At 72.1% G+C, this 10,764-nt stretch carries 9 protein-coding genes; 7 read left to right on the forward strand and 2 right to left on the reverse strand.

Annotated features, from left to right (window positions below; translation table 11 throughout):
• Position 1 precedes the first annotated feature (1 nt).
• Together AB0K37_RS21130 and AB0K37_RS21135 are read right to left on the reverse strand one after the other, a co-directional pair.
• Positions 2 to 1,225 carry a sensor histidine kinase gene (locus AB0K37_RS21130; RefSeq protein WP_363983600.1) on the reverse strand — a complete coding sequence of 408 codons (1,224 nt, stop codon included), beginning with the start codon at positions 1,223 to 1,225 and terminating at the stop codon, positions 2 to 4.
• 96 nt (positions 1,226 to 1,321) lie between these two features.
• Complete coding sequence (locus tag AB0K37_RS21135) at positions 1,322 to 2,338, reverse strand: PD-(D/E)XK nuclease family protein (RefSeq protein ID WP_363983602.1); 1,017 nt, start codon at positions 2,336 to 2,338, stop codon at positions 1,322 to 1,324.
• A 101-nt stretch (positions 2,339 to 2,439) separates the two neighbouring features.
• Between AB0K37_RS21135 and AB0K37_RS21140 the strand changes: the two genes are divergently transcribed.
• The 7 genes from AB0K37_RS21140 to prcA all read left to right on the forward strand — a co-directional run bounded on the left by AB0K37_RS21140 (position 2,440) and on the right by prcA (position 10,711).
• A complete protein-coding gene (locus AB0K37_RS21140) occupies positions 2,440 to 3,618 on the forward strand; it encodes a site-2 protease family protein (protein WP_363983604.1) in 1,179 nt (392 codons plus the stop codon).
• A gap of 62 nt (positions 3,619 to 3,680) precedes the next feature.
• Positions 3,681 to 4,661 carry a tRNA (adenine-N1)-methyltransferase gene (locus AB0K37_RS21145; protein WP_363983606.1) on the forward strand — a complete coding sequence of 327 codons (981 nt, stop codon included), beginning with the start codon at positions 3,681 to 3,683 and terminating at the stop codon, positions 4,659 to 4,661.
• A 245-nt stretch (positions 4,662 to 4,906) separates the two neighbouring features.
• Positions 4,907 to 6,670, forward strand: a complete 1,764-nt coding sequence (arc, locus tag AB0K37_RS21150) for a proteasome ATPase (RefSeq protein ID WP_363983608.1) — start codon at positions 4,907 to 4,909, stop codon at positions 6,668 to 6,670.
• Positions 6,671 to 6,800: 130 nt separating this feature from the next.
• The gene (dop, locus tag AB0K37_RS21155; RefSeq protein ID WP_363983610.1) at positions 6,801 to 8,318 is read left to right on the forward strand and encodes a depupylase/deamidase Dop; all 1,518 of its coding nucleotides are present in this window, start codon (positions 6,801 to 6,803) and stop codon (positions 8,316 to 8,318) included.
• Positions 8,319 to 8,602: 284 nt separating this feature from the next.
• Positions 8,603 to 8,812 carry a ubiquitin-like protein Pup gene (locus tag AB0K37_RS21160; RefSeq protein ID WP_021593619.1) on the forward strand — a complete coding sequence of 70 codons (210 nt, stop codon included), beginning with the start codon at positions 8,603 to 8,605 and terminating at the stop codon, positions 8,810 to 8,812.
• A gap of 273 nt (positions 8,813 to 9,085) precedes the next feature.
• A complete protein-coding gene (gene prcB / locus AB0K37_RS21165; RefSeq protein WP_363983612.1) occupies positions 9,086 to 9,931 on the forward strand; it encodes a proteasome subunit beta in 846 nt (281 codons plus the stop codon).
• Between the two features lie 21 nt (positions 9,932 to 9,952).
• Positions 9,953 to 10,711: a proteasome subunit alpha gene (prcA, locus tag AB0K37_RS21170; protein WP_363983616.1), complete on the forward strand. Its 759-nt coding sequence runs from the start codon at positions 9,953 to 9,955 to the stop codon at positions 10,709 to 10,711.
• The last annotated feature ends 53 nt before the right edge of the window (positions 10,712 to 10,764 follow it).

Here is a 10,764-nt window from a genome sequence, read left to right on the forward strand (position 1 = left end):
CTCACGGCTCCAGCGGGAACCGGGCCCGCACGCCGAATCCGCCGCCGACCCTCGGCCCGATCTTCAACTCGCCACCGTACAGCGCGACCCGCTCGTACATCCCGACCAGACCGTGCCCGGGGTTGTCCCCGTCGTCGGCCATGAACGTCGCGGTGCCGTGCCCGTCGTCCTCGATCTCCACCGTCAGGTCGCTGTCGCCGTAGTACAGCCGCACCCAGGCCCGCGCCTGCGGCCCCGCGTGCTTGAGCGTGTTCGTCAGCGCCTCCTGGATCAGCCGGAAGGCGGCCACGTCCACGCCCGGGGACGGCGGACGCGCCTCGCCCTCGATCCACAGCTGCACCGACAGGCCCGTCTCCCGCACGTGCTCCAGCAGCTCGCCGAGGTCGCCGAGGCCCGGCTGCGGCGCCAGCTCCCGGCCCGCCCGCTCGGTGTCGCGGTCCGTGCGCAGCACGCCGACGATCCGCCGCATCTCGCTCAGCGCGGTCCGCCCGACCTCCTCGATCGTCGACATCGCCTCGCGCGCGCTGCCGGGATCCCGGTCGATGATCCGCCGCGCGGCGCCGGCCTGCACGGTCATCACGCTCACGTGGTGCGCCACGACGTCGTGCAGCTCCCGCGCGATCCGGGACCGCTCCTCGACGCGCGCGGCCCGCGCGTCGGTGCCGCGCGCCCGCTCCAGCCGGGCCGCCCGGTCCTCCAGCTCGGCGAAGTACGCCCGGCGCAGCCGCAGGTTGCGGCCCAGCACCCACACGCCGATCACCAGCGCGCAGTCGGTGATCAGCACCTCCGGAGCCACCGAGATCGGCAGCACCAGCAGGTAGGCGAGGAAGTAGACGAACGCCGTTGCGCCGCCGAGCGCGCTCTGCGCCAGCCCCCGGTGCGCCGCCACGCTGTAGACGGCCACGAGGAACGCCACCACGTCCGGCACCGACGGCGGATAGTTGGCCACCGCCATCACCAGCTCGCCGCCGATGATGAACAGCAGCACCGGCATGGGATGGCGGCGGCGCCACGTCAGCGCCATCGTCACCGCGGCGACCACCATGCCGTCCCAGATGTCCGGCGCCCGGAAGTGATCGTAGCCGTGGCCGGCGGGCAGCTCCTCGAGGAAGAGCTGAGGCAGCCCCACCGCCAGGAGGCCCAGCGCGAGCAGCGCGTCGGCCGCCATCGGGCGCGCGTGCAGCCAGGCGCGGACGGCGTGGAGACCACGGATGCGGGGTGACACGACACTCACCCTAGGAGGCCGCAGCAGGTCCCGACCCCTCCTGCACGCGGATCCGCGGTCCTCCCCAAGGATGACCCGGCCGCGCCGGGGGCGCTACTAGAGATCGTCGTGCTCCCGGGCCCCCGCACCGGCGCGCGCGTCCGCCCGCCGGGCCTCCTCCAGGTCGGCGGGGGAGGGGCGGTCGACCGGCGCCGCGGGCAGCGGCGGGGGAGTGCCGCCGAACTCCGGGCAGCGCTCCTTGTGGTCGCACCAGTCGCACAGCCGCCCCGTGCGCGCCCGCCACTCGCCGGTGTCCATCGCCCGGCGGATCGCCTGCCACAGCGCCTCCACCTTGCGCTGCGTGGCGCGCAGGTCGGCCTCGTCCGGCTCGTAGCGCAGGATCTCGCCGTTGCCCAGGTACATCAGCTGCAGCAGGCGCGGCACCCGGCCGCGCAACCGCCACAGCACCAGCGCGTAGAACTTCATCTGGAACAGGGCCCGCGCCTCGAAGTCGGCCCGCGGCGCCGTCCCGGTCTTGTAGTCCACGATCCGCACGTCGCCGCTGGGCGCCACGTCGACGCGGTCGATGTACCCCCGCAGCTTCAGCCCCGAGTCGAGGACCGTCTCCACGAACAGCTCGCGCTCGGCCGGCTCCAGCCGGCGCGGGTCCTCGAGGGAGAAGTACCGCTCCACCATCCGCCGCGCCTGCGCCAGCCACTCGGCGTGCTCGGCCTCGCCGCCGTCGCCGCCGAACAGCTCCGCCAGCTCCGGCTCGGCCTCCAGCAGCCGGTCCCACTCCGGCGCCAGCATCTCCAACGCCGCCTCCGGCGTGCGCGCCCCGGTCGGCAGGTCGAACAGCCGCTCCAGCACGGCGTGCACCAGCGTGCCCCGCACGGCCGCGGCGCTCGGCCGCTCCGGGATCCGGTCGATCACCCGGAACCGGTACAGCAGCGGGCACGTCATGAAGTCGCCCGCCCGCGACGGCGACAGCGACCCGACCACGACCGGCGCGTCCCCCGCGCCTCCCCCCGCCTCGGCCGTGCGCGCGGATGGCACCGACGCCCTGCCCCCGGCTCCGATCCCCCCCGGCTCGATGCCACCCGCCTCGGTGCTGCCCGCCTCGGTCGTCGTCATGGCACAGCAGCGTAGGTGACACCCCCGACGGAAATCCCGCACCCGCCGCCGCGAGCCCCGCGGGGGACCGGCACCGCCGCCGGGGCCGTAGCATCGGTGGCGTGACACACAGCGCGCCCCCGACCGAGGACAGGACCCCGGCCGGCGGCCGCGGTCCCGACGACCGCCCCGCACGCCCCGGCCTGCTCATGGGCCGCGTTCTCGGCGTGCCCGTCTACGTCTCGCCCAGCTGGTTCCTGGTCGCGGTCCTCGTCACCGTCATGTTCGAGGGCCAGGTCGACGGCGTCGTCAGCCGCCCGCTCAGCTACCTCGTCGCCTTCACCTACGCCGTCCTGCTCTACGGCTCGGTGTTCGTCCACGAGCTGAGCCATGCCGTCACCGCGCGCGCCTTCGGCCTGCCCGTCCGCTCGGTCACCCTCCACATCCTCGGCGGGGAGACCTCCATCGAGCGCGAGGCCCCCACCCCCGGCCGCGAGTTCCTCATCGCCTTCGCCGGGCCGCTGGTCAACCTCGTCCTCGCCGGGCTCGGCCTGCTCGTCCACGCCGTCGTCCCCATGCCCGACGTCGCGCTGCTGCTCATCGAGGCCCTCACCTTCGCCAACCTCCTGGTCGGGCTGTTCAACCTGCTCCCCGGCCTCCCGCTGGACGGCGGCCGCCTCGTGCGCGCCGTCGTCTGGAAGGCCACCGGACGCAGCCGCAGCGGCGGCGTCTTCGCCGGCTGGGTGGGCCGCGGCGTCGCCATCGCCTGCCTCGTCGCCGGCGCCTACCTGGCCACCTACAACACCGGCGAGGGCGGCGGCATCGGCTGGCTCGCCCTGCTCTGGTCGGCCCTCGTCGCCTCGTTCATCTGGGTGGGCGCCACGCAGTCGATCCGCGCCGAGCGCGTCCGCGACCGCATCCCGCTGCTGTCGGCGCGCCGCCTCGCCCGCCGCGCCACCCTCGTCACCGCCGACGTCCCGCTCGCCGAGGCCGTCCGCCGCGCCCGCGAGGACCACGCCGGCGCCATCGTCATCGCCGACCACGACGGCAGGCCCCTCGGCCTGGTCAGCGAGAAGGCCGTCACCGCCACCCCCGAGCACCGCCGCCCCTGGGTCAGCGTGGGCGAGCTGTCGCGGGGCATCGACGACGGGCTCGAACTGGCCGCCGACCTGTCCGGCGAGGAGCTCGTCGAGGCGCTGCGCCGCGCGCCCGCCTCGGAGTACCTGCTCGTGGAGCCCGACGGAGGCGTCTACGGCGTCCTCGCGGTCGCCGACGTCGACCGCGCCTTCGCCGGCATCTGACCGCCCCCGCGGGCCGCCGCGGCGGCCCGACCTGCCCGCGCACGCCGCTAGCCTTGACCTCCATGAGCGAACCCCGACCCGACGGCCCCGCCCCCTCGCCCGGCCGCGTCCCGCACGGCCCGTTCCGCCCCGGCGACCAGGTTCAGCTCACCGACCCCAAGGGCCGGATCAACACCATCACCCTCCAGCCCGGCAAGGTCTACCACTCGCACAAGGGCTCGATCCCCCACGACGAGATGATCGGCAGCCCCGAGGGGAGCGTCTTCCGGTCCAGCGGCGGCATCGAGTACCTGGCCTTCCGCCCGCTGCTCGCCGACTTCACCCTCCGCATGCCGCGCGGCGCCGCCGTCGTCTACCCCAAGGACGCCGCCCAGATCATCGCGATGGCCGACATCTTCCCGGGGGCCCGCGTCGTCGAGGCCGGCGCCGGATCCGGGGCCCTCACCTGCTTCCTGCTGCGCGCCGTCGGCGAGCACGGCCTCGTCTCCTCCTACGAGCGCAGGCCCGACTTCGCCGACATCGCCCGCGCCAACGTCGAGAAGTTCTTCGGCGGGCCCCACCCGGCCTGGCGCCTGACCGTCGGCTCCCTGGAGGACGCCCTCGCCGAGACCGACGTCGACCGCGTCGTCCTCGACATGCTCGCGCCCTGGGAGACCCTCGACGCCGTCGCCAAGGCCCTGGTCCCCGGCGGCATGGTCTGCGCCTACATCGCCACCACCACCCAGATGTCGCGGGTCGTCGAGGACCTGCGCTCCCACGGCCAATTCGCCGAGCCCTACGCCTTCGAGACCATGCTGCGCTCCTGGCACGTCGACGGGCTCGCCGTCCGCCCCGACCACCGCATGGTCGGCCACACCGGCTTCCTCGTCACCGCGCGCCGCCTCGCCGATGGAGTGACCCCGCCCGCCCGCCGCCGCCGTCCCGCGAAGGGCGCCCACCCCGCGCCCGGCGACGCCGCGACCCCGTCCGCGCCCCCGTCCGAGGCCGCGTCCGAGGCCCCGCCCGCTCCGGACGCCGCGCCCGGGGTATCCGCCGAGGCCTAGATCACATTCCTCCGGCGCCCCTCCACCGGACTCGGCAAACGCCGTGCCACGACACGCCCGGCCTGCCGAACCCGCAGGTCCGGACGTCGTAAGGCCTCGACCCGCGCCACCTCCACGGCACCCCTGCCAACCCTCCCGGAAGACCCCCGCACGACACGAACACCGAATGGGCAGGTTACGGAAGCCCTCCAGATAGGTAGGGTCTCAGTAGGTCGTCGGCTCTCTTCGTGAGGAGGTGGCGGGGCGTGGCCGCTCGTGACGATGCAGGGGCGCGCAGGGCGCAGCACGAAAAGGAGGTCAGGGACCTTCAGACGCAGATCTCCTTCCTGGAGGAGGAGATCTCCGTGCTGCGCCGTAAGCTCGCGGAGTCCCCGCGCCAAGTACGTGTGCTGGAAGAACGCCTCCATGAGGCACAGGCCAACCTGGCCGCCGTAACCGGTCAGAACGAGCGTCTCGTAGCGACCCTCAAAGAGGCTCGCGAACAGATCGTGGCGCTCAAGGAGGAGGTCGACAGGCTCGCACAACCACCCTCCGGGTTCGGCGTCTTCCTGGACGCCCGCGACGATGGAACGGTCGACATCTTCACCGGCGGGCGCAAGCTGCGCGTCAACGTCAGCCCGGCCGTCGACGTCGAGGAACTGCAGCGCGGCCAGGAGGTCATGCTCAACGAGGCCCTCAACGTCGTCGAGGCGCTGAGGTTCGAGGAGCAGGGCGAGGTCGTCATGCTCAAGGAGCTCTTCGACGACGGCGAGCGCGCCCTGGTCATCGCGCACGCCGACGAGGAGCGCGTGGTCAAGCTCGCCGAGCCGCTGCGCGGCGTCCCGCTGCGCGCGGGCGACTCCCTCATGCTCGAGCCGAGGTCCGGATACGCCTACGAGAAGATCCACAAGGCGGAGGTCGAGGAGCTCGTCCTCGAAGAGGTCCCCGACATCTCCTACAACGAGATCGGCGGCCTCGGATCGCAGATCGAGATGATCCGCGACGCGGTGGAGCTGCCCTACCTGCACGCCGACCTGTTCCGCGAGCACCAGCTCCGGCCGCCCAAGGGCGTGCTGCTCTACGGTCCGCCGGGCTGCGGCAAGACGCTCATCGCCAAGGCCGTCGCGAACTCGCTCGCCAAGCAGGTCGCGGAGAAGACCGGCCAGGAGGGGAAGAGCTTCTTCCTCAACATCAAGGGCCCCGAGCTGCTGAACAAGTACGTCGGCGAGACCGAGCGGCACATCCGCCTGGTCTTCCAGCGGGCCCGCGAGAAGGCGTCCGCCGGGACCCCGGTCATCGTGTTCTTCGACGAGATGGACTCCATCTTCCGCACCCGCGGCTCGGGGGTCTCCTCCGACGTCGAGAACACCATCGTCCCTCAGCTGCTCAGCGAGATCGACGGCGTCGAGGGCCTGGAGAACGTCATCGTGATCGGCGCGTCCAACCGCGAGGACATGATCGACCCCGCGATCCTGCGGCCCGGCCGGCTGGACGTCAAGATCAAGATCGAGCGGCCGGACGCCGAGGCCGCCAAGGACATCTTCTCCAAGTACATCCTGCACGGACTCCCGCTGCACCCCGACGACCTCAAGGAGCACGGCGGCTCCACCGAGGCCACCGTCGAGGCGATGATCCAGCGCACCGTCGAGCGGATGTACACCGAGAGCGAGGAGAACCGCTTCCTGGAGGTCACCTACGCCAACGGCGACAAGGAAGTCCTGTTCTTCAAGGACTTCAACTCCGGCGCGATGATCCAGAACATCGTCGACCGGGCCAAGAAGATGGCCATCAAGCAGTTCCTCGACACCGGCCAGAAGGGCCTGCGGGTCAACCACCTGCTGGCCGCCTGCGTCGACGAGTTCAGTGAGAACGAGGACCTGCCCAACACCACCAACCCCGACGACTGGGCCCGCATCTCCGGCAAGAAGGGCGAGCGGATCGTCTACATCCGCACGCTGGTCTCCGGGACCAAGGGCTCCGAGGCCGGACGCTCCATCGACACCGTCGCCAACACCGGCCAGTACCTGTAGCCCCCGACGATGACGCAACCGCGCGGCGGCCCCTGCACACAGGGGCCGCCGCGCGGGCGTGCCGCGCCACGCGGGCCGCGAACAGCGGGCCCCATGGCTCCACTCTCCCGGCCCCGATAGGCTCGACGATATGAGTGTTCGGCGGGTGATGGGCATCGAGACCGAGTACGGCATCTCCGTACCCGGGCAGCCAGGGGCCAACGCGATGGTGACCTCCTCCCAGGTCGTCAACGCCTACCTGGCGGCGTCGGCGGCACGGGCCCGCAGGGCCCGCTGGGACTTCGAGGAGGAGAACCCGCTCCGGGACGCCCGCGGCTTCGACCTCGCCCGCGAGGTCGCCGACCCGACGCAGCTCACCGACGAGGACCTCGGCCTCGCCAACGTCATCCTCACCAACGGCGCCCGGCTGTACGTCGACCACGCCCACCCCGAGTACTCGGCGCCCGAGTGCACCAACCCGCTCGACGCCGTCATCTGGGACAAGGCGGGCGAGCGCGTGATGGCCGACGCCGCGCGCCGCGCCGCGCTCGTCCCCGGCACCCACCCCATCCAGCTCTACAAGAACAACACCGACAACAAGGGCGCCTCCTACGGCTGCCATGAGAACTACCTCATGCGCCGCGAGACGCCCTTCGCCGACATCGTCCGGCACCTCACCCCGTTCTTCGTCTCCCGCCAGGTCGTCTGCGGCGCCGGCCGCGTCGGCATCGGCGTGGACGGCCGCGGCGACGGCTTCCAGATCAGCCAGCGCGCCGACTTCTTCGAGGTGGAGGTGGGGCTGGAGACCACCCTCAAGCGGCCGATCATCAACACCCGCGACGAGCCGCACGCCGACCCCGAGAAGTACCGGCGGCTGCACGTCATCATCGGCGACGCCAACATGGCCGAGCTGTCCACCTACCTCAAGCTCGGGACCACCTCGCTCGTCCTCGCCATGATCGAGGACGGCTTCCTCACCGTCGACCTCTCGGTCGACATGCCCGTCGCCGCGCTCAGGGCGGTCTCCCACGACCCGTCCTGCAAGCATCTGCTCACGCTGCGCGACGGCCGGAAGATGACGGCGGTCCAGCTCCAGATGGAGTACCTGGAGCAGTCGCGCAAGTACGTCGAGGACCGGTTCGGCGCGGACGTCGACGAGATGACCAGGGACGTCCTCGACCGCTGGGAGTCGGTCCTGCACCGCCTCGGCGACGACCCGATGCAGCTGTCCCGCGAGCTCGACTGGGTCGCCAAGCTGTCCCTGCTGGAGGGGTACCGCAGCCGCGACGGCCTCGACTGGTCCCATCCGCGCCTGCAGCTCGTCGACCTGCAGTACACCGACATCAGGCCCGACAAGGGCCTGTACAACCGCCTGGTGGACCGCGGCCGCGTCGACCGGGTCGTCACCGAGGCGCAGGTCGAGGCCGCCGTCGAGGACCCGCCGGAGGACACCCGGGCCTACTTCCGGGGCCGCTGCCTGCGCCAGTACGCCGAGTCCGTCGCCGCGGCCTCCTGGGACTCGGTCATCTTCGACGTCCCCGGCCGGGAGTCGCTGCAGCGCGTGCCCACCCTGGAGCCCCTGCGGGGCACCAAGCAGCATGTGGGCGCCCTGCTGGACCGCTGCCGCACCGCCGCGGACCTCGTGGCCACCCTGACCGGCCAGAGCTGAACCTCGGCGAGGGCGCGGCACACGCGCCCGGAGGGGCCGTCCGCGCGCCGGGCGGCCGGCGGGCTGTCGGGTACCGTCGGGCACGGTCGGCGCCGCCCGTCCGGCCATGCCAGGTAACGGGCCGGTTTCGTGGACGGTTTGCCCGTTTCGCTGGGCGGTGGACCGGCGATAACCCGAGCATGCCCCCGGCCCCCGGGCGGAGACGGCGAAACGGACCCGAGAGTTCCGCGCACCGTCGAAGATCGGAGATAGGGTCGGAGGCACCGGCAGAGCGGAGGTACGGAATGGCCACGAAGGACACCGGCGGTCAGAAGCAGACCACCCGGCGCACGGAAGAGGTCGAGGAGACCGAGGCCACGACCACCGAGGACGTGCAGGAGCGCCAGGAGAAGCTCACCGACGACGTGGACTCGATCCTGGACGAAATAGACGAGGTGCTGGAAGAGAACGCCGAGGACTTCGTCCGCGCCTATATCCAAAAGGGCGGACAGTGAACCCCGAATCGGGCGGATCGGCCACATAGCGGAATCGCCGTTTCTCCGGACGGAACTCCAACTTGACACGGCAGTGAGGACATGGGTGGGCCGCGGCGGCCCGCCCATGTTCGTGTGTCCGCGCCCGTGCGGGGCGCGCGGCGGGTTCGCCGTGGGCTGATCGGACCGGTGATCGGGCGGCATGCGCGCGGGCGACCTTGAACAGTAGGGTCGTAGAGTCCGCGCCGGTGAGATTGCCGAAGCCGGCGCAATGGTGGAGGGGAAGGGAGTCGCGTGGCGTCCCACGATTCGCACACCGGACGTCTGCCGGGGTTGTTCGCGAGCCCGGATACGTCGTCGTTCACGGAGTTCCTCGGGGCGTACTCCCCGGACCTGCTGCCCGGCCGGCGGACGCCGCCGTCCACGCGGGCGGGCGAGGACATCCCGCACGGGACGACGATCGTCGCGGTCGGCTTCCCCGGCGGGGTGGTGATGGCGGGCGACCGGCGGGCGACGGCGGGCAACGTCATCGCGCAGCGCGACATCGAGAAGGTCTTCCGGGCCGACGAGTTCTCGGCGATCGCGATCGCCGGAACGGCCGGGATCGGGATCGAGATGGTCCGGCTGTTCCAGGTCGAGCTGGAGCACTACGAGAAGCGCGAGGGCCGGACGCTGTCGGTCGAGGGCAAGGCCAACCGCCTGGCGACGATGGTCCGGCAGAACCTCGGGATGGCGATGCAGGGCCTGGCGGTGGTGCCGCTGTTCGCGGGCTACGACGAGGAGCGGGACGAGGGGCGGATCTTCTCCTACGACCCGGCGGGCGGGCGCTACGAGGAGCGCGACTTCCACTCGATCGGCTCGGGGTCGGTCTTCGCGCGCGGCGCCCTGAAGAAGCTCTACCGGCCCGACCTGTCGGCGCAGGACGCGGCGCTGGTGTGCGTCCAGTCGCTGTACGACGCGGCCGACGACGACTCGGCGACGGGCGGGCCCGACCTGACGCGCCGGATCTTCCCGGTGGTGGCGTCGGTGACGGCGGACGGGTACCGCCGGCTCGGCGAGGACGAGGTGGGCGCGCTGGCGCAGGCCGTCGTCGACGCACGTTACGACTCGCCGGGCGGTCCGACCGCCCCGCTGCGATAGAAGGGATCCAGACCGGTGTCCATGCCGTTCTACGTGTCGCCCGAACAGCAGATGAAGGACAAGGCGGACTACGCGCGCAAGGGCATCGCGCGCGGCCGCAGTGTCGTGGTGCTGCAGTACGACGACGGCATCCTGTTCGTGGCGGACAACCCGTCGCGGGCGCTGCACAAGATCAGCGAGATCTACGACCGGATCGCGTTCGCGGCGGTGGGGAAGTACAACGAGTTCGAGAACCTGCGGCTCGGGGGCGTCCGCTACGCCGACATCAACGGCTACCAGTACGACCGCCGCGACGTGACGGCGCGCGGCCTGGCGAACGTGTACGCGCAGTCGCTCGGCACGATCTTCACCGAGACCAACAAGCCGTACGAGGTGGAGCTGGTCGTCGCGGAGGTGGGCGAGGACGCCGACACCGACCAGATCTACCGGCTGACGTTCGACGGCTCGGTCGCCGACGAGCACGGCTACGTCGCCATGGGCGGGCAGGCCGAGGCGGTGGCGCAGTCGCTGAAGGACGGCTACCGGGAGGGTTCCTCGCTGGAGGACGCGCTGCGCACGGCAGTGCGGGCGCTGGAGGCCCAGGACTCCGACCGGCACCTGGAGGCCACCTCGCTGGAGGTCGCGGTCCTCGACCGCAACCGCGAGCACCGGCTGTTCAAGCGGCTGTCGGCGGCGCGCATCGGGGATCTGCTGGCGGCGCAGGACTCCGGCCCCGGCATCACCTCCGGCGGCGAGGACGCCGCCGGCGGGACGGCCTCCTCCGGAGCGGACGAGGACTGACACGCGGGCGGGCGGGCCGCCGGCCGGCGCCCCGCCCGCCCAGACGGGCCCGC

The sequence above is a fragment of the Actinomadura sp. NPDC049753 genome, assembly GCF_040674655.1.
In the GTDB taxonomy this organism is placed as follows: Bacteria; Actinomycetota; Actinomycetes; order Streptosporangiales; family Streptosporangiaceae; genus Spirillospora; species Spirillospora verrucosospora.

What these genes read in the sequence shown, in the direction of transcription:
- AB0K37_RS21145 (WP_363983606.1), top strand. Translation starts at nt 3,681, where the DNA reads ATGAGCGAACCCCGACCCGACGGCCCCGCCCCCTCGCCCGGCCGCGTC.
- AB0K37_RS21135 (WP_363983602.1), bottom strand. Translation starts at nt 2,338, where the DNA reads ATGACGACGACCGAGGCGGGCAGCACCGAGGCGGGTGGCATCGAGCCG.
- prcA (WP_363983616.1), top strand. Translation starts at nt 9,953, where the DNA reads ATGCCGTTCTACGTGTCGCCCGAACAGCAGATGAAGGACAAGGCGGAC.
- dop (WP_363983610.1), top strand. Translation starts at nt 6,801, where the DNA reads ATGAGTGTTCGGCGGGTGATGGGCATCGAGACCGAGTACGGCATCTCC.
- AB0K37_RS21160 (WP_021593619.1), top strand. Translation starts at nt 8,603, where the DNA reads ATGGCCACGAAGGACACCGGCGGTCAGAAGCAGACCACCCGGCGCACG.